This is a genomic window from Sphaerisporangium rhizosphaerae, from assembly GCF_042665155.1.
Lineage (GTDB): Bacteria > Actinomycetota > Actinomycetes > Streptosporangiales > Streptosporangiaceae > Sphaerisporangium > Sphaerisporangium rhizosphaerae.
The window spans coordinates 40,261-64,883 of the sequence record NZ_JBHTCG010000020.1; the positions used below are offsets into that span (position 1 = coordinate 40,261).

Genomic DNA, 24,623 nt, shown 5'->3' on the forward strand with positions numbered 1-24,623 from the left:
GTGTGCCGGGAAGGAATTACGGCACACTGATGTTGTGAAAAACGTGACCGGGATGACGAACGCCGAGAAGGGCGCCGAGCGCGGTACGCGCGCGCGCGTCGCACGGCTCATCCTGGAGCACGGCCCGATCAACGCCGCCGCCCTGGGCGAGCGGCTCGGGCTGACACCGGCGGCGGTGCGCAGGCACCTCGACGCGCTGCTCGCCGAAGGCATGATAGAGCCCCGCACGGTGCGTCCCCGCGGTCAGCGCGGGCGCGGACGGCCCGCCAAGCTGTTCGTGATCACCGACGCGGGCCGCAGCGCCTTCGTGCACGCCTACGACGGCCTGGCCGGGGGCGCCCTGCGCTTCCTCGCCGAGCGCGCGGGCGAGGAGGCCGTCGCGGAGTTCGCCCGGTCCCAGGTGAGCGGCCTGGTGCGGCGGCTGGCCCCGGCGATGAGCGAGGTGCCCGCCGACCAGCGGGTGCGCGTGCTCGCCGAGGCGCTGACCGCAGACGGCTATGCCGCCTCGGCCAGCCAGGCGAAGTCGGGCGGCGAGCAGTTGTGCCAGCACCACTGCCCCGTGGCGCACGTGGCGGCGGAGTTCCCGCAGTTGTGCGAGGCCGAGACCGAGGCCTTCGGGCAGCTTCTCGGCACCCCCGTCCAGCGCCTGGCGACCATCGCCCACGGCGACGGGGTGTGCACCACCCACGTGAGCCCGAGGGCGCTGGCCGCACAGCGGAACCAACCTGTGACCCCCCGGCGCACCGCGACCGTGGACACCTCAGACGACTCCGGCGATGTGACCATAAGCACTTCGCGGAACGCGATCGAGAGCAAGGAGACCGGAAGGTGACTCTCACCGACCGCCCGGAGCTTGAAGGCCTCGGGAATTACAAGTTCGGCTGGGCCGACGCCGACGTGGCCGGCGCGACCGCGCGCCGCGGCCTGTCCGAAGAGGTCGTGCGAAACATCTCCGCGTTGAAGAACGAGCCCGAGTGGATGCTCGACCTGCGGCTGAAGGGCCTTCGCCTGTTCGGCAAGAAGCCCATGCCCACGTGGGGGTCCGACCTGTCGGGCATCGACTTCGACAACATCAAGTACTTCGTCCGCTCCACCGAGAAGCAGGCCGCCTCCTGGGACGAGCTGCCGGCGGACATCAAGAACACCTACGACAAGCTCGGCATCCCCGAGGCCGAGAAGCAGCGCCTGGTCGCCGGCGTCGCCGCGCAGTACGAGTCCGAGGTCGTCTACCACAAGATCCGTGAGGACCTCGAGGAGAAGGGCGTCATCTTCCTCGACACCGACACCGGTCTCAAGGAGCACCCCGAGATCTTCAAGGAGTACTTCGGGTCGGTCATCCCGGTCGGCGACAACAAGTTCGCCTCGCTGAACACCGCGGTGTGGTCGGGCGGCTCGTTCATCTACGTGCCGCCGAACGTGAACGTCGAGATCCCGCTGCAGGCCTACTTCCGGATCAACACCGAGAACATGGGCCAGTTCGAGCGCACGCTGATCATCGTCGACGAGGGCTCCTACGTCCACTACGTCGAGGGCTGCACGGCGCCGATCTACTCCTCCGACTCGCTGCACAGCGCGGTCGTCGAGATCATCGTGAAGAAGAACGCCCGGTGCCGTTACACGACCATCCAGAACTGGTCGAACAACGTCTACAACCTGGTGACCAAGCGCGCCGTCGCCTACGAGGGCGCCACCATGGAGTGGATCGACGGCAACATCGGCTCCAAGGTCACGATGAAGTACCCCGCCGTGTACCTCATGGGCGAGCACGCCAAGGGCGAGACGCTGAGCGTCGCCTTCGCCGGCGAGGGCCAGCACCAGGACGCCGGCGCCAAGATGGTGCACCTGGCGCCCAAGACCTCCTCGACGATCGTCTCCAAGTCGGTCGCGCGCGGCGGCGGCCGCACCTCCTACCGGGGCCTGGTCCAGATCGAGGAGGGCGCGGCGGGCTCGGCCTCCACGGTCAAGTGCGACGCCCTGCTCATCGACCAGATCAGCCGCTCCGACACCTACCCCTACGTCGACGTCCGCGAGGACGACGTCTCCATGGGGCACGAGGCGACCGTCTCCAAGGTGTCGGACGACCAGCTGTTCTACCTCATGAGCCGCGGCCTGAACGAGGACGAGGCCATGGCGATGATCGTGCGCGGCTTCGTCGAGCCGATCGCCCGCGAGCTGCCCATGGAGTACGCGCTCGAGCTGAACCGGCTCATCGAGCTGCAGATGGAAGGAGCGGTGGGCTGACCATGGGGCTGGATTCCAAGCCACTGTCGACCCTGCACGGCAAGGCCTCCTACAAGCTGGAGGACTTCCCGGTCCCCACCGGCCGCGAGGAGGCCTGGCGCTTCACGCCGCTGTCGCGGCTGCGCGGCCTGCACGACGGCACCGCCGCGGGCTCGGGCACGGTCGTCGTCAACGTGGACGCCGCGCCCGAGGTCTCGGTCGAGACCGTCGGCCGCGACGACCCCCGCATCGGCAAGGCGTTCGCGCCGACCGACCGGGTCAGCGCCCAGGCGTTCACCTCCTTCGAGAAGGCCACCGTGATCACGGTGCCGAAGGAGGCCGTCACCTCCAGGCCGACCGTCATCAGCCTGCGCGGCGAGGGCGGCGGCGCGGTGTACGGCCACATCGTGGTCGCCGTCGAGCCGCTCGCCGAGGCCGTGGTCGTGCTCGACCACCAGGGCAGCGCGGTGTACGCCGACAACGTCGAGTTCGTCGTCGGCGACGGCGCCAAGCTGAAGGTCGTCAGCCTGCAGGACTGGGCCGACGACGCCGTGCACGTCTCCCAGCACCACGCCCACCTGGGCAGGGACGCCACCTACCGGAGCTTCGCCGTCACCCTCGGCGGAGACCTGGTGCGCCTGTCGCCGTCGGTGACCTACACCGGCCGCGGCGGGGACGCCGACCTGAGCGGGCTGTACTTCGTGGACGCCGGCCAGCACATCGAGCACCGCCTGCTGGTCGACCACAGCGTCCCCGACTGCCGCAGCAACGTCGACTACCGCGGCGCCCTGCAGGGCGACGACGCGCACGCCGTCTGGATCGGCGATGTGATCATCCGCGTCGAGGCGACCGGCACCGACACCTACGAGCTCAACCGCAACCTCATCCTCACCGACGGCGCCCGCGCCGACTCGGTGCCGAACCTGGAGATCCTCACCGGCGAGGTCGCCGGCGCCGGCCACGCCTCGGCGTCCGGCCGCCTGGACGACGAGCACCTGTTCTACCTGCAGGCTCGGGGCATCCCGTTCGACGAGGCGCGCCGCCTGGTCATCCGCGGGTTTTTCGCCCAGCTCATCCAGAAGATCGAGGTCGAGGAGATCCGCGAGCGGGTTCTGGCCGCGGTGGAGGCGGAGCTCGGCTCATGACGTTCATCAAGGCCTGCACGATCTCCGACATCCCCGACGGCGGGGTCGTCGGCGTCGAGGTCGCGGGCACGCCGGTCGCGCTGGTCCGCAAGGACGGCGAGGTGTTCGCCCTGCACGACGTGTGCTCGCACGCCGAGGTGCGCCTCAGCGAGGGCGACGTCTACGACGACACCCTGGAGTGCTGGCTGCACGGGTCGTGTTTCGACGTGCGCAGCGGCAAGCCCACCGGGCCGCCCGCGGTGCGCCCGGTCCCTGTCTACCGAGTGAAGCTCGAAGGCGACGACGTGCTCGTCTCGCTCGACGGCGCAGACCATGCTGAAAATGGGGAGTCTTAAGTGTCCACGCTGGAAATTCGTGACCTGCATGTCGCCGTGGAGGACAAGGAGATCCTGCGCGGCGTCAACCTGACCGTCCGCGCGGGGGAGACCCACGCCCTCATGGGCCCCAACGGGTCGGGCAAGTCGACGCTCGCCTACGCCGTCGCCGGCCACCCGAAGTACACCATCACCTCCGGCACGGTCACCCTCGACGGCGAGGACGTGCTGTCGCTGACGGTGGACGAGCGCGCCCGCGCCGGGCTGTTCCTCGCCATGCAGTACCCCGTCGAGGTGCCCGGCGTCTCGGTGTCGAACTTCCTGCGCAGCGCGGTCACCTCCGTGCGCGGTGAGGCGCCCAAGCTGCGGGTGTTCACCAAGGAGCTCAAGCAGGGCATGGACGCCCTGTCGATCGACCCCGCCTTCGCCCAGCGCAACCTCAACGAGGGCTTCTCCGGCGGCGAGAAGAAGCGTCACGAGATCCTGCAGCTCGAACTGCTCAAGCCGAAGATCGCCATTCTCGACGAGACCGACTCCGGTCTGGACGTCGACGCCCTGCGCGTCGTCTCCGAGGGCATCAACCGCTTCGGCGCGTCCGGCGAGACCGGCGTGCTGCTGATCACGCACTACACGCGCATCCTGCGCTACGTGAAGCCGGACTTCGTCCACGTCTTCGCGGGCGGCAGGGTCGTCGAGGAGGGCGGCCCCGAACTGGCCGACCAGCTCGAGTCCGAGGGTTACGAGCGCTACACGAAGGCGACCGCATGACAAACGGCATGTTCGACGTGGACAGGATCCGGAAGGACTTCCCGATCCTGTCGCGCGAGCTGCCCGGGGGGAGGCCGCTGGTCTACCTCGACTCGGGCAACTCCTCCCAGAAGCCCTCGCAGGTCATCGCGACCATGCGCGAGCACATGGAACAGCACTACAGCAACGTCGGCCGCGCTCTGCACACGCTCGGCGGCGAGTCGACCGAGGCCTACGAGGGCGCGCGCGACAAGGTGGCCGCCTTCATCGGCGCGCCGGACCGCGACGAGGTGGTCTTCACCAAGAACGCCTCCGAGGCGCTCAACCTGGTGGCCTACTCCTTCGGCAACCCGACCTGCGCCGACGATCGGTTCCGCATGGGGCCTGGCGACGAGATCGTCATCTCCGAGATGGAGCACCACTCCAACATCGTGCCCTGGCAGTTGCTCGCCCAGCGCACCGGCGCGACCCTGCGCTGGTTCCCGGTGACCGACGAGGGCCGCCTGGACCTGTCGGGCCTGGAGGAGCTGGTCAACGAGCGCACCAAGATCGTGTCGGTCGTGCACCAGTCGAACGTCCTCGGCACGGTCAACCCGGTGGACGGCATCCTGGCCAGGGTCCGCGAGGTCGGCGCGCTGATGATGCTCGACGCCTCCCAGTCGGTGCCGCACCGCGCGGTCGACGTGGCGGCGCTCGGCGTCGACTTCGTGGCCTTCACCGGGCACAAGATGGCGGGCCCGTCCGGCATCGGCGTGCTGTGGGGCCGGCGGGAACTGCTGGAGGCCATGCCGCCGTTCCTGGGCGGCGGCGAGATGATCGAGGCGGTCTGGATGGACCACTCGACCTTTGCTCCGGTACCCCACAAATTCGAGGCCGGTACCCCACCTATCGTCGAGGCGATCGGGCTCGGCGCGGCCGTCGACTATCTCACCGCGGTGGGCATGGACGACATCCGCCGGCACGAGCACGAGCTCACCGTGTACGGTCTGAAGGCGTTGTCCGAGGTCCCGGGCCTGCGCATCATCGGGCCCACCACGGCCGAGGACCGCGGCGGCCTTCTGTCGTTCACCATTCCGGACATTCATCCCCACGATGTGGGGCAGATATTGGATGACCAATTCGGCGTCGCCGTGCGCGTCGGGCATCATTGCGCCCGGCCGCTGCATTTGCGCTTCGGAATACCGGCGTCGACGCGGGCGTCTTTCTATCTGTACAACACCACGGACGAGATCGACGCACTGGTCCGGGGCATCCATTACGTCCAGAAGGTGTTCGGATAAAAGATGATCGCCGAGTCGCTGTACCAGGAGCTGATCCTCGAGCACTACAAGCACCCGCAGGGCCGTGGCCTGCGCGATCCGTTCGACGCCGAGGTGCACCACGTGAACCCCACGTGTGGCGACGAGGTGACGATGCGGGTGAAGCTGGGCGACGGCGGCCAGGTCGAGGACGTGTCCTACGACGGCCAGGGGTGCTCGATCAGCCAGGCCGCCGCCTCCGTCCTGCACGAGCTGGCCACCGGTTCCACCGTTGTCCATTCTCTGGCGGTGGTGGACGAGTTCACCCGGCTCATGCAGGGCCGGGGTCAGATCGAACCCGACGAGGACGTGCTGGGTGACGCCGTCGCCTTCGCGGGTGTGGCGAAGTTCCCGGCCAGGGTGAAGTGCGCCCTGCTGGCATGGATGGCCTACAAGGACGCCGTGGCGAGGAGCTCGGCATGAGCGTCCTGCGGCCGGTTGGATTGGACGGCCCCGCGCGCGGGGCGGCATGTGCGAGGCAAGGCGAGGAGGCGGCGTGAGCAAGCCCGTGGAGACCCCGACGGGGCCCGTCACCGGGTTCGACGGTGAGGCGACCCTGGAGGAGGTTCTCGAGGCCCTGAGGGACGTCGTCGACCCCGAGCTCGGGGTCAACGTGGTGGACCTCGGCCTGGTCTACGGCGTGAACCTCGACGAGGGCGAGCCCGGCGCGCCGCCGGTCGCCACCATCGACATGACCCTCACCAGCGCCGCCTGCCCGCTCACCGACGTCATCGAGGAGCAGGCGCACTCGGCCCTCGACGGCATGGTGTCCGACGTGAAGATCAACTGGGTCTGGCTTCCCCCGTGGGGCCCCGACAAGATCACCGACGACGGCCGCGACCAGCTTCGCATGCTCGGATTCAACGTCTGACCACCGCGGTTCCCGACGCCCCCACGAGACCGGCCCGCGGCGCCCGGCCCTGCCGGGCCGCCGCCCCGTCGCCGGGATCGGTGCGGGGCGTCCTCTTGCACGCCGTTCTCCCTGTCTGCGACACCTCGGTACGGCGATCCGCGCCTTTTCGCGCCTGGTACGGCCCGTCGCGGAGCCTCGGCCGCGACCCGCTTGATCGCCTCCGGGCGAGGATAGGCTAGACTTCAGTTCGCCCACTGTTTCGAGTGGTGCTCGCGTGTGCCATGAGCGCACCGCTTCGCATCCTTCCGGGTGCCCGTGTTCGAGTGCGGCGCAGGCCGCACGCCCCCGGCTCGTCCTTTCGCAGAAGTGACGCGCCATCTCTCTTCGATCGAAAGGCACGACCAATCGTGACCATCATCAACACCGCCATGCCCGCCGACGCCATGACCGGCGCGGGGCACGACCAGGACGCGCCGACCGCGCGGTCCGCGCGGGCGGTGTCCAGTCCGAAGGGCTCCGCGTCCACGGCCCCCGCCGAGACCCGGCCGCAGGCCGTCCCCGCCGACGGCGAGAGCCTCCCCGAGTCCGCCGCCGACGCGCCGGCGGAGTTCTCCCTGCTCGGCCTGCCCAAGCCGCTCATCTCCGCGCTGGCCCGGCAGGGCATCACCAGCCCGTTCCCCATCCAGCGGGCCACCATCCCCGACATCCTGTCCGGCCGCCACGTCCTTGGCCGCGGCCAGACCGGCTCGGGCAAGACCCTGGCCTTCGGCCTGCCCACCATGGCGCTGCTCGGTGGCGTCAAGGCGGCGCCGCGCCGGCCGCTCGCCGTCATCCTGGTCCCCACGCGTGAGCTGGCGATGCAGGTGACCGACGCCCTCGAGCCGCTCGGCCGTGGCCTGTCCCTGCGCATGAAGACCGTCGTCGGCGGCATGTCCATGGGCCGGCAGATCGAGGCGCTGCGGCGCGGCGTCGAGATCGTCGTCGCCACCCCCGGCCGGCTCACCGACCTCATCCAGCAGGGCGAGTGCTCGCTGCAGGACGTGCGCGTGACGGTGATCGACGAGGCCGACCACATGTGCGACCTCGGCTTCTTCCCGGTGGTCAGCGCCCTGCTCGAGCGCACCCCCTCCGACGGCCAGCGCCTGCTGTTCTCCGCCACGCTCGACGGGGACGTCGACAAGCTGGTCCGCCGCTTCCTCAACGACCCGGTGACGCACTCGCTGGCCCCGGCGACCTCGCCGGTGGAGACGATGGAGCACCACGTGCTCCAGGTCACCAGGGACGACAAGTTCGCCGTCACCGCCGAGATCGCCGCCCGCGAAGGCCGCACGATCATGTTCGTGCGCACCCAGCACGGCGTCGACCGGCTGGTCAAGCAGCTCGCCCGGGTCGGCGTCCGCGCCGGCGGCCTGCACGGCGGCAAGCGGCAGAACCAGCGCACGCGCATCCTGTCGGAGTTCCGCGAGGGCGCCATCGGCGTGCTGGTCTGCACCGACGTGGCCGCGCGCGGCATCCACGTGGACGACGTCAGCCTCGTCCTGCACGTGGACCCGCCGATGGACCACAAGAGCTACCTGCACCGCGGCGGCCGCACGGCCCGCGCCGGCGAGCGCGGCACGGTCATGACCCTCGTGCTGCCCAACGAGCGCCGCTCCACCGAGACGATGACCCGCCGGGCGGGCGTCCAGCCGTTCCGCCTGAAGGCCACGCCGGGGCACCCCCGCCTGGCCGAGGTTGCGGGCGCGCAGCGGCCGAGCGGCGTGGAGATCCCGGTGTGGGAGCCGGCGGCCCCGGTCGCCAAGCGCCCGCGCCGCGAGGGCGGCCACGGCGGCGGTGACCGCCTCCCGCGCCGCTTCCACGACCGTCCCCGCGAGGACGGCCACCGCCGCGACGGCGCCCCCCGCGGCGAGCGCCCGGCCTCGGGCGACCGTCCCGCCCGCGGCTACCAGGGCGAGCGTCCCTCGCGCGGCTACCAGGGCGAGCGCCCGGCGCGCGACGCCCGCGGCGGCCCCCGCCGCCCCGCCTCCGACCGCCGCGACCACACCCCCGGCCGCGCCGCCCGCTGACCCATCGACGAAGGCGCACCCGCTCCGTGCGGGTGCGCCTTCGTCATTCGCGGGGACCGTATGTCAGGACAAGAGATGATCTAGGCCGGTGGGGGAGCGGTGCTGCCTCGGGGGGTGAGGCGGGCGGCCTGGTCCTCGTAGGCGGTGACGTGGTCGCCGGCGATGAGCGAGAGCAGGCGGCGGGCGCCGTGCGCGCCGTAGGCGGGGATGTCGCGGGTGAGCGCGGTGAGCGGTGGCCGGACCACCTGCGAGAGCGGGGAGTCGTCCCAGGCGACGATGGACAGGTCGCCGGGGACGTCCAGGCGCATCTCCTGGGCGACCGACAGCCCGGCCACGGCCATGATGTCGTTGTCGTAGACGACGGCGGTCGGCCGCGCGGGCGAGCTGAGCAGCCTGCGGGTGGCGCGGGCGCCCTGCTCGCCGGTGTAGTCGGTGTGCACGGTGACGGCCTCGCTCACGCCGAGGCTCGCGCAGACGGCGGTGAACGCCTCGTCGCGCAGCGCGGTGTGCAGGAGCCGGGGCAGGCCGGCGACCCGGGCGATGCGGCGGTGGCCGAGCGCGGCGAGGTATTCGACGGTCTCGCGGACGGCCGTGCCCTCGTCGGACCACACCGGCAGCAGCGACCCCGACCCCGAGGGTTGCCCGAACACCACGACCGGCATGCCCATCGACTCCATCTCGCTCACGCGGGAGTCGTCGGAGTGCAGGTCGACCAGGATGGCGCCGTCGACGCGGCCCTCGCCCCACCATCGGCGGTAGACCGCCATCTCCTCGTCGTGGTCGGCGACCACCTGGAGCATGAGCGCGTACGACTGCGCCGACAGCTCGCCCTCGATGCCGCTGATGAGCTCCATGAAGAACGGCTCGACGCCGAGGAAGCGCGCCGGGCGGCACAGCGCCAGGCCGACGGTGTTGGCCCTGGCCCCGTTCAGGGCGCGGGCCGCGCTGTTGGGCCGCCAGCCGATCTCGTCGGCGATCGCCAGGATGCGCGCCCGGGTGGACGCCGACACCCCTGGCTGCCCGTTGAGCGCGTAGGACACCGCCCCTTTGGACACCCCGGCCTGCCGCGCGATGTCGGCGATCGTCGGACGTTTCACAGCGGCCCCTTTGCTGAACCGGTCTAGACCAACCGTGTCTGCCCAGTACCTTACTACGCTCCTTGCAGGTGGAACGGGGTCTCCCACGGCCGGGCGGCCGCCCGGTGTGCGGGGCGCTCACCCGATCGGCGCGGGGAATCCACGGGACGGGCACGGTGGCGACCCCGTTGCGACCGCATACGCACGGGCCGTGGTCGCATGTTGCTTATCCGGTTCAGCATCTGTCTTCCCATCAAAGGCGGAACACGTGGGATCCGCGGCCGTCACCTTCACCGGCGCCGCCGGCAGATGGCCACCCGATGGCCTGCCCGCCGCATGGCCGGGTCCCGTCCTGGTCTGTTTGACGCGCCGGGCGGCTCTCGGGCGGGTGCCTAGCACGCCTCGCGCCCGCCGCCGACTACTCTTGACGAGCAGGCACACCGACGTGAGAGAGACCATGAAGACCTTCGAAGAGCTGTTCGCCGAGCTTTCGGACAAGGCGCGCACCCGTCCCGCCGGGTCGGGCACCGTCGCGGCCCTGGACGCCGGTGTCCATGCCATCGGCAAGAAGGTCGTGGAGGAGGCCGCCGAGAGCTGGATGGCGGCCGAGCACGAGTCCACCGACCGGGCGGCCGAGGAGATCTCCCAGCTGCTCTACCACGTCCAGGTTCTCATGATCGCCCGGGGCATCGGGCTCGACGAGGTCTACAAGCATCTCTAGGCCGGACCACCCGGCCGCAGCCGACCGACCTCGTCCTCGACCCGATGCCTCTCCGATCCGAAAGGGACCACGGCAAGCCATGCTCCGTCTCGCCGTACCGAACAAGGGCGTGCTCAACGAGGCCGCCCAGACCATCCTGAAAGAAGCGGGCTACCGCTCGCGCAAAGACTCCAAGGAACTCGTGGTCGTCGACCCCGAGAACTCCTGCGAGCTGTTCTTCCTGCGCCCGCGCGACATCGCCGTCTACGTCGGCGAGGGCACCTTGGACGTCGGCATCACCGGCATGGACATGCTGGCCGACTCCGGGGCCCCGGCCGAACAGATCATTCCGCTCGGCTTCGGGGTCTCCACCTTCCGCCTGGCCGCCAAGCCCGGCGCGTTCACCTCGATCCACGACCTCCAGGGCATGCGCATCGCCACCTCCTACGCGGGGCTGCTCGGCAAGTATCTCGCCGAGGTGGGCGTCGACGCCCGGGTGATCAAGCTGGACGGCGCGGTGGAGACCGCGATCAGGCTCGGCGTCGCCGACGCCGTCGCCGACGTGGTCGAGACCGGCACCACATTGCGCAATGTCGGCCTGGAGGTCTTCGGCGACCCGATCGCGCAGTCGCAGGCGGCCCTGATCAAGCAGGTCGGCGCCGAGGAGACCCCCGCGGTCAGGCAGCTCGTCCGGCGCCTGCAGGGCGTGCTGGTCGCCCGCGACTACGTCATGATCGACTACGACATCCGGGCCGAGCGCATCGACGAGGCCATCGCGATCACCCCCGGCATGGAGGGGCCCACGGTCTCCCCGCTGCACCGCGAGGGCTGGGTCGCCGTCCGGGCGATGGTCCCGCGCAAGGGCCACCAGCAGATCATGGACCAGCTCTGGGAGATCGGCGCCAAGGCCGTCCTGGTCACCGCCATCTTCGCCTGCCGCCTGTGATTCCACGCTGATCCCGCCCCGATGATCCCGCTCTGACAAATGTCATCGCCAGGCCCGGATGGTCGGCACTGAGGATCTCCGGCGTTCCCTCCTAGCGTTGAGCACATGAACGCCATATCCCTCGCCGGCGTGCGAAAGAGCTTCGGTGAGGTCCGCGCCGTGGACGGCCTGGACCTCACCATGGAGGCCGGGCGCACGGTCGCGCTCCTCGGCCCGAACGGGGCCGGCAAGTCCACGACGATCAACATGCTGCTGGGCCTGACCCGCCCAACCGCCGGGGACATCCGCGTCTTCGGCCGCACCCCCGACCAGGCGGTCGCCGCCGGCGACATCGGCGCGATGCTCCAGGAAGGGACGCTCATCCCCGAGCTGACCGTCCGCGAACTGGTCGACTTCGTCCGCCGCCTCTACCCTCGTCCCCTGCCGCTGGACGAGCTGCTGCGGATGGCCGACCTGACCGACCTGGCCTCGCGCCGCGCCGACCGGCTGTCCGGCGGTCAGTCCCAGCGGGTGCGGTTCGCCCTCGCCGTCGCCGGGTCGCCCCGGCTGCTGGTGCTGGACGAGCCCACCGCCGCCATGGACGTCGAGTCGCGGCGCGCCTTCTGGGAGGGCATGCGCGCCTACGCCGCCCAGGGGCGTACGGTGCTGTTCGCGACCCACTACCTGCAGGAGGCCGACGAGAACTCCGACCGGGTGATCGTCGTCGCCCGCGGCAAGGTGGTGGCCGACGGCACGGCCGCCGAGATCAAGGCGGGCGCCGGCGGCAGCTCGGTGGAGTTCTCGCTCGGCGCCCAGTCGGCGGCCCGCCTGGACGCCCTGCCGGGGGTCACCGGCGTCACCATCCTCGACGGCAGGGTGACGCTGCGCACCGCCGACACCGACGCGACCGTGGCCGCGCTGTACCGCCGCACCACGCTGGAGATCAGCGACCTGCAGATCAACGGGGCCGATCTGGAGGACGCCTTCCTCGCTCTCACCCAGTCCTCGGAGGCGTGAACCATGCCGCACTACATCAAGATCGAACTGCTTCGGATGCTGCGCAACAAGCGCTATATCATCTTCGTCGTGGCCTTCCCCGTCGCCTTCTACCTGCTGTACTCCAACCTGTACGGCGACCAGGCCGACCCCTCGACCGGCACACGGGCCGCCGTCATCCTGATGGTGTCCATGGGCGCCTACGGGGCCCTTGCCGCCTCGATCATGTCCACCGCCGTCCCGTGGGCGCAGGAACGGCAGAGCGGCTGGCTGCGCCAGCTCCAGATCACCCCGCTGCCCGGCTGGTCGATCATCCTGACCAAGCTCATCGCGTCCCTGCTGCTGGTGCTGCCCGCGCTGCTGTTCGTCGTGCTGGCCGCGGTGCTCACCCAGCACGTGTCGCTGAGCGCGGGGGAGTGGGCCGCGCTGATCCCGGTCATGTGGGCGGGCACGATCCCGTTCGCGGCGCTCGGCCTCATCATCGGCTCGCTGGTGCGCCCGGACACCGCCCAGCCGATCGCCATCATCAGCATGTTCGGCCTCGCGCTGCTCGGTGGCCTGTGGTTCCCCGTCGACATGCTCCCCAGCGCCCTGCGCACCGTCGCGCACGTCCTGCCGTCCTACGACTACGCCTCCATCGGCTGGGAGATCGTCGCGGGTCACACCCCCTCGGGGGCGTCGGTGGCCGGCATCCTCGGCTGGGCGGTCGCGCTCGGCGCCGTCGCGGTGTTCGCCTACCGCAGGGCGACGGTGCGGGCCTGAGTCATGAGCGGTCTCAGCAGCGTGTTCACCTTCGGCGGGGTGGGCGACAAGCCGTCCCGCTGGAGGCGCCTGCTCGGCACGTCCTTCGGCCTGGTCTACCTGTTCTACCCGGTCTCGGACGTCACCTCGGGCGCCATCACCGGAACCAAGGCGTACTGGGCGGTCGCCTCGCTGGTCGCCTTCGTCACCTGCTACATCGCCACGGTGCTCAGCCCGAAGGACTACGGCGAGCCGGGACGCTGGACCGCTCCGCTGCTGTCGGTGCTCGTGCTGATGGCCATCGTGCTCCCGATCATCTTCGGGGGCGGCTGGGTGGCGCTGCCCGTCTACGTCACCGTCGTGATCAGCATGGGCCTGCCCAGCCGGGTGGCCCTGGCGGGCATCGCGGGAATGGCCGGCGTCGTGGTGGTGGACGGCCGCCTTTCCGGGGCCGACGGCGGAGCCATCGCGCTGCTGGTGATGCAGGTCGTCACGCTCGGCGTGCTGTTCATGAGCGTCCGCAACACCCGCGTTCTGCTCAACCGGCTGCACAGGGCGCAGAGCGAGGTGGCCCGACTGGCGGCCGGCGAGGAACGGCTGCGCATCGCCCGCGACCTGCACGACCTGCTCGGCCACAGCCTGTCGCTCATCGTCCTCAAGAGCGAGCTGGCCGGACGGCTGGCCGAGAGCGGCTCGTCCAAGGCCACCGGCGAGATCCGCGACATCGAGTCGGTCGCCCGCATGGCCCTGCAGGAGGTCCGCGAGGCGGTCACCGGCTACCGCCAGCGCGGCCTGTCGGAGGAGCTCGACAGCGCCCGCGCCGCGCTCGACGCGGCGGGGGTGAACGTCGTGGTGCGCACCACCGGCACTCCGCTGCCCGACACCCTGGACGGCCTGTTCGGCTGGGCGGTGCGCGAAGGGATCACCAACGTCGTCCGCCACGCCCGTGCCCGCAGGTGCGAGATCACCGTGACCTACCACGAGGGCAAGGCCGGTCTCGAGGTCACCGACGACGGCCACGGGGACGGCACCTACGAGCCGGGCAGCGGCCTGACCGGGCTCGCCGAGCGCGTCCAGGCCGCCGGCGGCACCCTGGACGCCGGCCCCTCCGCCGGGGGCGGCTTCCACCTGCGCGTCACCGTCCCGGCCCCGGTGGGAACCCGCGCGTGACCCGGCTCACCGACCACCTGCGCATGGCTTGGCGCACACCCCACCCGGGCCGCGTCACGCCACCGCCCGGCCTTCGCACCCCTGGGAGCGGCACGTGATCAGAGTGGTGCTGGCCGAGGACCAGGCGATGGTCAGGGGCGCCCTGTCCACCCTGCTCGGCCTGGAGGCCGACATCGAGGTCGTCGGTGAGGCCTCCACCGGAGAGGAGGCCGTCGCCGTCGTCCGCGAGACCAGGCCCGACATCGCTCTGCTGGACATCGAGATGCCGGTGATGGACGGCATCACGGCCGCCGCCGAGATCGTCCGCGTGGCGCCCGGGTGCCGCGTCATGATCCTGACGACGTTCGGCCGGCCCGGCTACCTGCGCCGGGCGATGGAGGCCGGCGCGGTGGCGTTCATGGTCAAGGACAGCCCGGCCCGCGAGCTGGCCGCCGCCATCAGGCGGGTGCTGGCCGGGGAGCGGGTGATCGACCCGGCCCTGGCCGCCGCCGCCCTCAGCGCCGGCCCGAATCCGCTGTCCCCGCGGGAACGCGACGTGCTGTCCGCCGCCGCCGACGGCTCGACCATCGGAGACATCGCCCTGCGCCTGCACCTGTCCGAGGGCACCGTCCGCAACTACCTGTCCACGGCCATCCAGAAGACCCACACCCGCAACCGCATAGAAGCCGTCCAGCGAGCCCAATCCCAAGGCTGGCTCTGACGACGTGCGTGAGGGCATGGCAGGAGCATCCGGCGCGCTTCGCGCGAGCGACGCTCGGGGCGTTCCGATGAGCCCGGAAAGTTCTGGGAGAGATCCGGGGAGGCGTGTCGGATCGGGGCGGTGGTGTTCGTTGCAGTGGTGAGGCCGCCGCAAGGCGCGCGACCGACTTCCCGCGAGGAGACACCGTGACCGCCGCGTACACCTTCGACATCTTCTCCACCCTTGACGGCTTCGCCAACCACGACGGTGACTGGGGCGGCTACTGGGGCAAGCAGGGCCCCGAGTTCCTCGCGCATCGCGCCGCCGCCTACCGCGACCCGCTGCGCATGGTGCTCGGGGCCACGACCTACGCGTCGAACGCGCCGTTCCTCGACGCGGGCTTCGACCGCAGCGTGTTCGACGGGTGGATCACGCGCATGTTCGCCTCCCCGGTCACGGTGCTGTCCAGCCGGCTGACCGAGCCGCTCGACTGGCCGGATACGACCATCGAGTCCGGCGATCCCGTCGAGGTGGTCACGCGCCTCAAGGCCGAATCCGATGTGCCGCTGCGCTCCCACGGCAGCCTGACGCTCAACCGGGCGCTGCTGAACGCCGGCCTGGTCGACACCATCGAGGTGACGGTCTTCCCGGTGATCTCCGGGGCGACCGGCGTGGACCGGATCTTCGACGGCGCGGACGACTTCGACCTCGAACTGCTCGAGGCCCGGACCTTCGACCGCCACACGCAGGTGCTGACCTACCGGCCGACCCGACACGGCTGACCGGCGACGGGGCCGCCGCCGGTTCGCGTGGCGGTCGGCCCGGCCCCGAAACCCGCTGCCGTGGCTAGGCCGGTGGCTCGACGACCACCGCCAGCATGCGGGTGACCTGAGCCGTCAGCAGATCCGGATCGGCGTCGCGCAGCGCCGAGGTACCGATGAGGCGGCGCAGCAGCCAGGTGCCGGCCAGCAGGGCGAGCCCCAGTTCGGCGCGTTCTCGCGCGTGGGAGCCGTGCAGGGCGGCGGTGAAACGGGCCCCCACGTGCTTCTCGATGCCGGCTCGGATGATCTCCGCGGCTCTTGGGTTGGCCGCCGACTTGAGCATCAGCTCGAACGGTCCGAGGTGGTCCGTCTCCGGGGCGGTGCGGTCCACCAGCGCGCGGGCGGTCTCGGCCGTCACATCTGCCGGATCGGCCGGGACCATTGTGGGCTCGGCGAACGAGACGTCCACCACCTCGGTGAACAGCCCTTCCTTGGAGCCGAAATAGCGATTGACGAGCATGGCCGTCACTCCGGCGTCCGCGGCTATGTCGCGGACGCCCACCCCGTCGTAGCCGTGCCGGGTGAAGGCCGTGATCGCCGAGGTCAGGATGGCCTGCCGGGTGGCCGCGGCGTTGCGGGGCCGGGCGGTGGGGTGCGTCATGGCGAGCAAGTCTACAGCTGACAACTTGTCGTGGTAGTCTACGACTGTAGACAAAGTCTCGACCCAAGGAGTTCTGATGGATCTGCAACTCACCGGACGTCGCGCCCTGATCACCGGGTCGACGTCCGGACTCGGTGAGGCCACCGCCCGGCTGCTCGCCCGGGAAGGCGCCGCGGTCGTGGTCCATGGCCGCAGCGCAGAGCGGGCACAGGCGGTCGCCGACTCGATCGCCGCCGACGGCGGAAAGGCGTCGATCGCGGTGGGCGACCTGGCCACCGATGCCGGTGCGGACGCGACGGCCGAGGACGCTCTGGCCGGCGGTGACGTCGACATCCTGGTCAACAACGCCGGCGCGTACGAGCACCTGAACTGGGCCGACGCCACCGCGGACATCTGGCAGGACACCTACGACGTCAATGTCGTGTCCGGGGTGCGGATGATCCAGCGCCTGGTTCCCGCCATGCGTGAGCGCGACTACGGGCGGGTCGTCACCATCGGAGGCGGCCTGAGCACGCAACCGTTCAACAGCCACCCGCACTACAACGCCTCCCTCGCGGCCCGGCACAACCTGGCCGTCTCCCTCGCCCGCGACCTGGCCGGCACCCGCGTCACCTCCAACGTCGTGGCACCCGGCGCGATCCTCGTCCCGGCCGTGCGGGACTTCCTGGTCAAGCTGGCGCCCGGGCGCGGCTGGGGCGAGACCTGGGAGGAGATCGAGTACAACTCGGTCCGCGAGATCGTGCCCAACGACCGGGTGCGCTACGGCAGGCCAGAGGAGATCGCGGGCGCCGTCGCCTACCTGTGCGGCCCCTACGCCGAGTACATCAGCGGCGCGACCATCCGCGTCGACGGCGGCACGGTCCGCGGCGCCTTCTGAAGACACCTAGGGCGTGTATCGAAAGTGGATCTTGAACGTGAGATGATCATGGTTTGTGGCACGTGGAGATCTGACGGACGCGCAATGGGCGGCGCTGGCACCACTGTTGCCGAAGGGCAAGAAGCCCGGACGGCCGCCGACGTGGACCAGGCGGCAGCTGATCGACGGCATACGGTTCCGGGTCCGCACCGGCGTCCCGTGGCGTGACCTCCCCGCCGAGTACGGGCCATGGGGCCGGGCATACGACCTGTTCCGCCGCTGGCAACGGGACGGCACCTGGCATCGGACCTTCACCGAACTTCAGGCCCAGGCCGACGCGAAAGAGCTGATCACTTGGGACATCAACGTTGACTCCACGGTATGCCGGGCCCACCAGCACGCCGCCGGGGCCCGCAAAAGGGGGGCCTCCAGAAGGAGCCGCCCGGCGGCGTCACCGTCGAGCCGGACGACCACGGGCTTGGGCGCTCGCGCGGCGGCCTGACCACCAAGCTGCACCTGGCCGTCGAACAGGGCCAGAAGTTCATGTCCATCGTGATCACGGCAGGTCAGCGGGGCGATTCCCCGCAGTTCGAGCCTGTCCTGAATAAGGTCCGTGTCCCGCGTCTTGGGCCGGGCAGGCCGCGCACCCGGCCCGATCGCGTGCGCGCCGACAAGGCGTACGCTTCCCGGAAGAACCGCGCCTACCTGCGGCGGCGCGGGATCCGCGCCGCCATCCCGGACAAGGCCGACCAGGCCCGCAACCGCAAGAAACGCGGCTCGCGTGGCGGCCGGCCGCCGAAGTTCGACCCGCAGGACTACAGGGCTCGGCACGCGGTCGAGTGCGGCATCAACCGCCTCAAAAGGCACCGGGCCGTGGCCACGAGGTACGACAAGCTCGCCGTCCGCTACGAAGCCACCGTCCTCATCGCCGCCATCAACGAATGGTCGTGAACGTCCGTGCTGTGACGGCGCGTGAGCTTCTTCGAAGCCAAGCTTTCTGCTGTCGGCCAAGACGGTCGCGCCTCCGAGGGCGTGGGCGACAGGATCGTCACCATGCAGCCGATCTTCGTTCTCGTGCACAGTCCGTCCGTAGGTCCCTCTACCTGGCACCCGGTTGCCAAACACCTGACGGCAGCGGGATACCAGGTGCGGGTGCCGTCCCTGCTCCGCATAGGCGCCGGTGCTCCGCCCTTCTGGCCCCCCATCGTCGACGCCGTCCGCAACGACCTCCGGCAGGTCTCGGCCGACAGCCCTATCACGTTGGTGGCCCACAGCAACGCAGGGTTGTTTCTCCCGGCGATTCGCTCGGGCCTCGACCAGCCGGTGACCAGCTCGATCTTCGTCGATGCCGCGCTACCGGCCCGGATCGGACCGACCCCCGTCGCCTCACCCGAGCTGCTGGAGTTCCTCCGCCCGATGGCTGTGAACGGCAGGTTGCCACGCTGGACCGACTGGTGGGACGAGGCAGACGTCGCACCCATGTTCTCTGATCCGATGGTGCGGCAGACAGTCATTGAGGAGCAGCCCACCCTGCCGCTGTCCTACTACGAGCAGCACATCCCGGTGCCCGACGGCTGGGACGATCACCCCTGTTCCTACTTGCTGTTCGGCCCTCCGTATGACGACATTGCCGCCGAGGCACGTGAACGCGGCTGGCGTGTGGCACACCTGCCCGGCGCACACCTCCATCAGATCATCGATCCTGCTGGCACAGCCCGGCACCTCATCGAACTCGCCACTACGACTTGATCCACGTCCGATACACGCCCTAGTGCGACCAGCCAGGTCATCGCGTGTCGAGCCCAATCCCAAGGCCGGCTCTGACGAGGAATCCGGCGGTCAGGTGCGGCGGAAGATCAGAGGACACCTGATCAGTCGCCGAGGACGCGCTCCCACAGCAGCCCGTCCCGCCAGCTCCCGTCGAGAAAGATCGATGAGTGCGCGACGCCGTACGGGCTGAACCCATTACGGCGCAGCACTCGCTGCGACGGCAGATTCTCCAGATTGGTGGAAGCCTCGGCGCGGTGCAACCCGAGTTCGTCCGTCATGACCCGGAGTACAAGCCCGACGGCGTGTCCGGCGTGCCCTTGATTCTGGGCGACGCTGGCGATCCAGTATCCGACGGAGCCGCGGCGCAGATGCGGCTGCGGCAGGATGCCTCCGACGGTGACCTGCCCGATCACCTGGTCGTCGGCGAGCACCACTCCCGGCCAGACCGTGCCGGCCCGGTATCCGGCCAGCAGGCCGTCAATCCGCTTCGCTTGGCCCTCTGGGGTGAAGAAGTCGGCCGGCTGGGCGGGTTCCCACGGCCGGAAAGCCTCGAGGTCGCGCACCCGATGCGCGGCTATCGGGGCGGCGTCGGCGGGCTCGATCAGGCGGATCCAGGTGCTGCTGCGCATGGGCTGATCCTCGTCGCGGCGCGTCGGATGAGACGGCCAGCCTAAGGGAGGGTGCCCGCGCCGTTCCGGCCTCATCTCGACCGAGGCGGCCGGCTCAAGGCGGCTTTGGCGCCGTGCGCTTCTGAGCGGCGGCGCTCTCTGTATCGAACATGTGATCTAAAACTTCTGGGAGCAGGGCTTAGATCGAGGTTACGATCTTGGTGGTGGTCGGCCGGGTCGATCGGCCGGCTCTCCACGCTGACGGGGCGGGAAGACGCCCCGCCGACCGGACGGGAGATCGAGCTTGAGGCGTGCGCTGATCGCGATGGGCATGGGGTTGAGCTTGCTGGGGTCCACCGTCGTCGCAGGTCCGGCCCGGGCCGCGAGTCCGCTGGCCGTGCCGTTGGCTTCCACTGTGACGGCGGCTCAGCAGGTCGCGAGCTTCTGGCTGGCCGACGGGGCCGCCAATCTGAGGAACGCCACGCCGTACACCGTGGAGACCGAGACCGGCGGCGAACGGCTTTCCGCCGACATCGTCCCGGACGGTCCTCCGGCGTCCATCCCGCCGCTGGAGGGGCCTGCCTCGCCTGAGGGCGAAACGCCCCCGACCTCGGGCAAGGTGTTCTTCATCGGCAGCGATCTGCTGCCGCACTGGTGCACGGGCACGGTCGTGCACGCGAAGTTCAGGAACGTCGTCGCGACGGCGGGGCACTGCGTGCTGGACGTCGAGGCTCCGATGGGCGCGCTCTGGAAGTGGGTCTTCGTCCCCGGCGGCCACTCCGACGGCACGACCCCGTTCGGCCTCTATGTCGGCAAGCGTGCCTACACCCACTACGACCTGGACGACCTTCGCGACTACGACCGGGACTACGCCTTCGTGAACGTGTACGACGGGGTCGTCTCCGCGTCGCCGGACGCGCTGAGCGATGTCGGGAGGCTGGGCGATAACGTCGGCGGGCAGGGGATCGAGGCCGACCAGCCGCTCCCGTCGACGGTGGACGTGCTCGGCTATCCCGCCGGCCCTCACCCCGACGGCAGCCTGCCCTACACCGGCGGGACCCTCGAGCGCTCGACCGGAGCGGCCTTCGCGGCGAAGGTCACGATGTTCAGGATGGACCGGCCTGTCGGCGTGGATTCACCGTTCACCGGTGAGGGTCCCTCGGGTCCTCGTGGCTGACCCGGTACAGCGACGACAGCCGTAAGGGCTATCTCAACGGCATCACGGTCAGCGTTTCCGACACCGACGGCGACGGGCGGTACGACACCGGCATATCGCCGTACTTCGACGGCGAGTTGTACGGGGTCTACCTCAAGGCCACCGCCTACTGGACGGGTTCCATCATCTGAGCGCCCTCCGTCCCCACCGCGCCCGCCCGCACGGGTGGGCGCGGTGCCGCCGCGGTTGGTACATCAGTGGCGCGACCATCCGCGTCGACGGCGGCACGGTCCGCGGCGCCTTGTGAAGACGCCCACCGTGACCGGCCATCGAGGGCCGTAAGGCCCGCCGGCAGCGGCTGACCTGGCGCCGGCGTGGTCACAGATGGTCGCTGACGAGCGTGGCGAACTCGTCCAGCACGTGCAAGGTCTCGTCCTCGGGCAGGGTCGGCAGCGAAAGCGCCAGGCGGTCGGCCCCCGCCTCCGCGTAGGCGGCGATGAGTTCGGGATCGGGTGACACCGACGCCACGATCACCGGCACGTCCCCGGCGACCTCGGCCAACTGGTCCAACTGGGGCCGGACCCGGGCCGGGTCGTCCGCCGAGTGCGGCATCCAGCCATCGCCGTGCGCCGCCACCCTGGCCAGCGCCGCCTGGCCGTCTCCACCGATGTAAATGGGCGGATGCGGATCTTGTACCGGCTTGGGCCAGCAGAACATCGGGTCGAAGTCAACGTACCGGCCGTGGAACTCGGCCTCGTCCTTGGTCCAGATCTCCTTCATCGCGGTGAGCCGTTCGTCCAGCAGGGCCCCCCGGGTGCGTGGGTCCGTGCCGTGGTCGCGCATCTCCTCACGGTTCCAGCCCGTGCCCACGCCGAAGATCACCCGGCCGCGGGACACCAGGTCCAGGCTGGCGACCTCCTTGGCGGTATGAATGACATCGCGCTGGGCCGGCAGAGCCACGCCGGTTCCCAGCAGCAGGTCGTCGGTCACCGTCGCGGCCGCGGACAACGCGACGAACGGGTCGAGCGTGCGGTAATACACCCTGGGCAGCTCGCCGCCCATGATGAACGGCGTCTCTCGCTTCACTGGGACATGGCTGTGCTCGTGCAGGAAAAGGGAATCGAAACCGCGCTCCTCCAACGCCTTGGCCAGCGCGGCAGACCGGATGCCCTCGTCCGTGATGAACGTCGTGACACCAACCTTCATGTCTCCAGTGAAGCACTCTCCCTGCGCCTGTCGCCTGCCAGGGTGGGCCGGGGTCGCACCGCTCGACGCGGAACCGTGCGGCGTCCGGCACGGCACCACGATGCGGCGCCGTTCGAGCCGGTCATCGATCGTCACCACCGTCAGGACGCGGGCCACCCGCCGACGGGCTCCGCCGTGCACGCGTTCTCAGGCCGTTCCTGGGGTGAGGCAGCGCTGCAGGTAGTGTGAGTACGTGGGAGTCGCGCTGCTGGGCGCGCCATCTGGTTCGATATCCACAACCGCGCATCGACGGCGATCGGCGCGTTCTCAGAGCTCGCAGGCATCGTCCCCTGAACGGCATCACTGGGATCTGTGAGATCGAAACATGAGGACACATCATGTCGAGTGTCACATATGAACCGAAGGCCACGGGCCTGGTCCTGATCGACACCGTGAACGACATCTTCTCCGAAAACGGAAAAGGCTACCCTCTCTTCAAGGACGAGTTCGCGCGGATCGGCGTTCTGGAGAATCTCGCACGCCTGCTCGCGGGGGCACGCGAGCGACAGATGCCGATCTTTTTCTGTCCGATGTCCTACACCGAAGAGGACTACACGACGTGGAAGCACCTGTCCGGCATCCACCAGGAGATGTACGAGAAGCGGATGTTCGAGGCCGGCAGTTGGGGCGCTGACTTTCACCCTCGGCTGGGGCCGCGTCCCGGCGAGATCACGATCATCCCGCACAAGAACATCGACGTGATCGCCAACACCGACCTCGACGTCCAACTGCGTCAGCACGGCGTCGAGTACGTCGCGGTCGCCGGGATGATCGGCACCCTCTGCGTGGAGTCGACCGCGCGCAGTGCGATGGAACGCGGCTACCACGTGACGACGTTCACGGACGCCACCGCCGCCATCGGCGGCGAGGAGGCCTACGAGGAAATGGTGCGGCGCTACCGGCTGATCTCCCATGCCACCGTCGACGTCGCAGGCTTCCTCGCGGCGAGCGGCAGGAGCGTTCGGTCAGGCTGAAGGCAGGCCGCGAGGTCATTCTCTCCGCCGGGGCGCGACGGTGATCTCCTCATCCGGGCCGGCATGGATCCGCGAGACCTCGGACGTGGACATCCCCGGTATCGACGCCCAGGGCCGCCGCCGGCTCATATGCCGGTCGCAGTGCCGACGGCGGACGGGCTTCTTGGCTCAGGCGCTCAGGTGGTCTGGCCGGACTTCATGGCCCGGAGGAACCTCGTCCAGGCCTCCGGGGGAAAGGTCAGGACGGGGCCGCCGGGATCGGTGGAGTCGCGGACGGCGACGACTCCGGGCAGGTTGGCCGCCACCTCGACGCACATACCGCCGTCGTCGCCGGACATGCTCGACTTGCGCCACCGGGCCTGGCTCAGGTCCATTTCCGCACCGCTTCCTCGATCATCCGCAAGGACAGTGACTGGGACTGGGCTTCGCCGCGAATGGCGTCGTACCGGGTGACGAGCCTGGAGATCATTCCTCGTTCGCCGATCGTCCGGCCATGTGGCTGAGCCTCCACGTACACCGTATATGGGACGCCGCGCATTTCCGCTATGCCGAATGCGCCGATCAGCCCCGCCCCCGCCTTCGCGCCGTAGGGAACTATCTGAATGGTCACCTTGGGATGCCGTGCCACCTCCACGAGGTACTCCAACTGCTGGCGGATGGCCTGGGGGTAGCCGATCGGCCGATGGAGAACGCCCTCGTCGAGAAGGGCCCACACCATCGGGCCGTCGTCGAGCGTCAGCGCCTTCTTGCGCTGCATCCGGCCCGACACGCGTCGATCGATTTCCTCGGCCGTGATCCCAGGGGCGCATTCGATGATCCATCTTGCATACTGTTCGGTTTGAAAGAGGCCGGGAATCAGCAGGGGATCCCACAGGCGGAGCGCTGTCGCGCGTAGTTCCTCGGCGGCCCAGTCGCGGAAATGCTCGGGGACCGGGGGGAGGGGCGGCCAGGCGTCCAGGTAGAGGCCGTGCATGACGCCGTCGAGGCCGAAGACCTGGTCGCACAACTGGGCGAGGCCTTCTGTGGGGATGCGTCTGCAGGTCTCGACCATGCCGATGAGGCTTTCGGAGTAGCCGACCCTGCGGCCGAACTGCTCCTGGGTCATCCCGGCCCTGAGGCGGTGCCGCCGTAGCTCGTACGAGAACCGCGCCGCACCCGATGATTGGGGGTCGATATCGACCATTCTGCCCATCTATCCCTCGCCTTCGCCGCGCCACGGCACATCCCACGAGCTCACCACGACATGACCGGGGGAGTGCCTTTCGGTGAGTTCGATCGGCTACGCAAAGTATCCGATCGACTACAGGATGGTAAGGCGAATTCGTGCCCGGTGGCAGACGGTTTTCGGTCCACGACCGTAATTGGACGCGCTTTGCCGCCGGGCACCCGACACCCCGACTCGTATCGTGGAGGCGGCCGATGGGCGGCGGCAGAACGCGGGAGCAGTACCTGAAGATGAGGGCCGAACCAGAGGCCGCGGGCTACGCGCGCGAATACGTCAGGCGTGTGAACGCCCTGGCCGCCCGCTGGGGATGCCGCTACCCGGTCACGGCGGCAAGATCGTCTGGTGCGCCTTCGGCTCGGTACCCGAAGCCTCAGGGGGGCACTTCCGCGTCGAGGCGGCTAGGTGCGAGGTCGTCGTGACCACGAAGTGCAGCGCGC

At 69.8% G+C, this 24,623-nt stretch carries 27 protein-coding genes; 21 read left to right on the top strand and 6 right to left on the bottom strand.

The annotated features are described in order from the left end of the window. Nucleotides 1–52 precede the first annotated feature (52 nt). The 9 genes from ACFQSB_RS25715 to ACFQSB_RS25755 all read left to right on the top strand — a co-directional run bounded on the left by ACFQSB_RS25715 (nt 53) and on the right by ACFQSB_RS25755 (nt 8,643). A complete protein-coding gene (locus tag ACFQSB_RS25715) occupies nt 53–832 on the top strand; it encodes a helix-turn-helix transcriptional regulator (RefSeq protein ID WP_354926746.1) in 780 nt (259 codons plus the stop codon). Beyond that, complete coding sequence (gene sufB, locus ACFQSB_RS25720) at nt 829–2,241, top strand: Fe-S cluster assembly protein SufB (RefSeq protein ID WP_354844928.1); 1,413 nt, start codon at nt 829–831, stop codon at nt 2,239–2,241. The genes ACFQSB_RS25715 and sufB overlap by 4 nt, the downstream gene beginning before the upstream one ends. A 2-nt stretch (nt 2,242–2,243) precedes the next feature. Beyond that, on the top strand, nt 2,244–3,365 hold the full coding sequence (sufD, locus tag ACFQSB_RS25725; protein WP_380829528.1) for a Fe-S cluster assembly protein SufD: 1,122 nt from the start codon (nt 2,244–2,246) through the stop codon (nt 3,363–3,365). After that, entirely contained in the window at nt 3,362–3,700 is a 339-nt protein-coding gene (locus tag ACFQSB_RS25730; RefSeq protein WP_380829530.1) for a non-heme iron oxygenase ferredoxin subunit, read from the top strand. Before sufD ends, ACFQSB_RS25730 begins: the two co-directional genes overlap by 4 nt. Continuing rightward, nucleotides 3,701–4,447: a Fe-S cluster assembly ATPase SufC gene (gene sufC / locus ACFQSB_RS25735; RefSeq protein WP_380829531.1), complete on the top strand. Its 747-nt coding sequence runs from the start codon at nt 3,701–3,703 to the stop codon at nt 4,445–4,447. Next, complete coding sequence (locus ACFQSB_RS25740) at nt 4,444–5,706, top strand: cysteine desulfurase (RefSeq protein WP_380829532.1); 1,263 nt, start codon at nt 4,444–4,446, stop codon at nt 5,704–5,706. The genes sufC and ACFQSB_RS25740 overlap by 4 nt, the downstream gene beginning before the upstream one ends. Nucleotides 5,707–5,709: 3 nt before the next feature. Continuing rightward, complete coding sequence (gene sufU, locus ACFQSB_RS25745; RefSeq protein WP_354844941.1) at nt 5,710–6,147, top strand: Fe-S cluster assembly sulfur transfer protein SufU; 438 nt, start codon at nt 5,710–5,712, stop codon at nt 6,145–6,147. A gap of 46 nt (nt 6,148–6,193) precedes the next feature. Then, nucleotides 6,194–6,595: a metal-sulfur cluster assembly factor gene (locus ACFQSB_RS25750; RefSeq protein ID WP_380829533.1), complete on the top strand. Its 402-nt coding sequence runs from the start codon at nt 6,194–6,196 to the stop codon at nt 6,593–6,595. Nucleotides 6,596–6,984: 389 nt separating this feature from the next. Continuing rightward, nucleotides 6,985–8,643: a DEAD/DEAH box helicase gene (locus ACFQSB_RS25755; RefSeq protein ID WP_380829534.1), complete on the top strand. Its 1,659-nt coding sequence runs from the start codon at nt 6,985–6,987 to the stop codon at nt 8,641–8,643. A gap of 80 nt (nt 8,644–8,723) precedes the next feature. Here the strand turns inward: ACFQSB_RS25755 and ACFQSB_RS25760 are convergent, their stop codons facing one another. After that, nucleotides 8,724–9,740 carry a LacI family DNA-binding transcriptional regulator gene (locus ACFQSB_RS25760; RefSeq protein ID WP_354844949.1) on the bottom strand — a complete coding sequence of 339 codons (1,017 nt, stop codon included), beginning with the start codon at nt 9,738–9,740 and terminating at the stop codon, nt 8,724–8,726. 436 nt (nt 9,741–10,176) lie between these two features. On the opposite strand from ACFQSB_RS25760, the gene ACFQSB_RS25765 reads away from it, so the two are divergent. From ACFQSB_RS25765 to ACFQSB_RS25795, 7 genes are all read left to right on the top strand, one after another. After that, entirely contained in the window at nt 10,177–10,440 is a 264-nt protein-coding gene (locus ACFQSB_RS25765; protein WP_248961442.1) for a phosphoribosyl-ATP diphosphatase, read from the top strand. Between the two features lie 79 nt (nt 10,441–10,519). Then, complete coding sequence (gene hisG, locus ACFQSB_RS25770; RefSeq protein ID WP_380829535.1) at nt 10,520–11,365, top strand: ATP phosphoribosyltransferase; 846 nt, start codon at nt 10,520–10,522, stop codon at nt 11,363–11,365. Between the two features lie 105 nt (nt 11,366–11,470). Beyond that, nucleotides 11,471–12,361 carry an ABC transporter ATP-binding protein gene (locus tag ACFQSB_RS25775; RefSeq protein ID WP_380829536.1) on the top strand — a complete coding sequence of 297 codons (891 nt, stop codon included), beginning with the start codon at nt 11,471–11,473 and terminating at the stop codon, nt 12,359–12,361. Between the two features lie 3 nt (nt 12,362–12,364). Continuing rightward, on the top strand, nt 12,365–13,102 hold the full coding sequence (locus ACFQSB_RS25780; RefSeq protein WP_354844957.1) for an ABC transporter permease: 738 nt from the start codon (nt 12,365–12,367) through the stop codon (nt 13,100–13,102). Nucleotides 13,103–13,105: 3 nt separating this feature from the next. Then, nucleotides 13,106–14,251 carry a sensor histidine kinase gene (locus ACFQSB_RS25785; RefSeq protein ID WP_380829537.1) on the top strand — a complete coding sequence of 382 codons (1,146 nt, stop codon included), beginning with the start codon at nt 13,106–13,108 and terminating at the stop codon, nt 14,249–14,251. Nucleotides 14,252–14,345: 94 nt separating this feature from the next. Next, on the top strand, nt 14,346–14,951 hold the full coding sequence (locus tag ACFQSB_RS25790; protein ID WP_354844963.1) for a response regulator transcription factor: 606 nt from the start codon (nt 14,346–14,348) through the stop codon (nt 14,949–14,951). A gap of 185 nt (nt 14,952–15,136) precedes the next feature. Beyond that, on the top strand, nt 15,137–15,712 hold the full coding sequence (locus ACFQSB_RS25795; RefSeq protein WP_380829538.1) for a dihydrofolate reductase family protein: 576 nt from the start codon (nt 15,137–15,139) through the stop codon (nt 15,710–15,712). Between the two features lie 64 nt (nt 15,713–15,776). Here ACFQSB_RS25795 and ACFQSB_RS25800 read toward each other — a convergent pair whose 3' ends face one another. Further along, nucleotides 15,777–16,352: a TetR/AcrR family transcriptional regulator gene (locus ACFQSB_RS25800; protein WP_354930266.1), complete on the bottom strand. Its 576-nt coding sequence runs from the start codon at nt 16,350–16,352 to the stop codon at nt 15,777–15,779. Between the two features lie 76 nt (nt 16,353–16,428). On the opposite strand from ACFQSB_RS25800, the gene ACFQSB_RS25805 reads away from it, so the two are divergent. From ACFQSB_RS25805 to ACFQSB_RS25815, 3 genes are all read left to right on the top strand, one after another. Next, a complete protein-coding gene (locus ACFQSB_RS25805; RefSeq protein WP_380829539.1) occupies nt 16,429–17,229 on the top strand; it encodes an SDR family NAD(P)-dependent oxidoreductase in 801 nt (266 codons plus the stop codon). Nucleotides 17,230–17,284: 55 nt separating this feature from the next. Further along, a protein-coding gene (locus tag ACFQSB_RS25810) for an IS5 family transposase (RefSeq protein WP_380829540.1) occupies nt 17,285–18,159 on the top strand; the annotation gives its coding sequence in 2 pieces (ribosomal slippage) (nt 17,285–17,675 and nt 17,675–18,159; 876 coding nt in all). A 21-nt stretch (nt 18,160–18,180) separates the two neighbouring features. Beyond that, complete coding sequence (locus ACFQSB_RS25815) at nt 18,181–18,957, top strand: lipase family protein (protein WP_380829542.1); 777 nt, start codon at nt 18,181–18,183, stop codon at nt 18,955–18,957. A 122-nt stretch (nt 18,958–19,079) separates the two neighbouring features. Here ACFQSB_RS25815 and ACFQSB_RS25820 read toward each other — a convergent pair whose 3' ends face one another. Beyond that, nucleotides 19,080–19,607, bottom strand: a complete 528-nt coding sequence (locus ACFQSB_RS25820) for a GNAT family N-acetyltransferase (RefSeq protein WP_380829543.1) — start codon at nt 19,605–19,607, stop codon at nt 19,080–19,082. Between the two features lie 283 nt (nt 19,608–19,890). On the opposite strand from ACFQSB_RS25820, the gene ACFQSB_RS25825 reads away from it, so the two are divergent. Then, complete coding sequence (locus tag ACFQSB_RS25825; protein WP_380829544.1) at nt 19,891–20,763, top strand: trypsin-like serine peptidase; 873 nt, start codon at nt 19,891–19,893, stop codon at nt 20,761–20,763. A gap of 357 nt (nt 20,764–21,120) precedes the next feature. On the opposite strand, the gene ACFQSB_RS25830 is transcribed toward ACFQSB_RS25825, so the two are convergent. Next, entirely contained in the window at nt 21,121–22,104 is a 984-nt protein-coding gene (locus ACFQSB_RS25830; protein ID WP_380829545.1) for an LLM class F420-dependent oxidoreductase, read from the bottom strand. 221 nt (nt 22,105–22,325) lie between these two features. Here ACFQSB_RS25830 and ACFQSB_RS25835 point away from each other — a divergent pair, with 221 nt between their 5' ends. Continuing rightward, nucleotides 22,326–22,961, top strand: a complete 636-nt coding sequence (locus ACFQSB_RS25835; RefSeq protein ID WP_380829547.1) for a cysteine hydrolase family protein — start codon at nt 22,326–22,328, stop codon at nt 22,959–22,961. Between the two features lie 176 nt (nt 22,962–23,137). Here the strand turns inward: ACFQSB_RS25835 and ACFQSB_RS25840 are convergent, their stop codons facing one another. Together ACFQSB_RS25840 and ACFQSB_RS25845 are read right to left on the bottom strand one after the other, a co-directional pair. Then, entirely contained in the window at nt 23,138–23,335 is a 198-nt protein-coding gene (locus tag ACFQSB_RS25840; protein WP_380829548.1) for a DUF397 domain-containing protein, read from the bottom strand. Continuing rightward, nucleotides 23,326–24,144, bottom strand: a complete 819-nt coding sequence (locus tag ACFQSB_RS25845) for a helix-turn-helix domain-containing protein (RefSeq protein ID WP_380829549.1) — start codon at nt 24,142–24,144, stop codon at nt 23,326–23,328. The genes ACFQSB_RS25840 and ACFQSB_RS25845 overlap by 10 nt, the downstream gene beginning before the upstream one ends. Between the last annotated feature and the right edge of the window lie 479 nt (nt 24,145–24,623).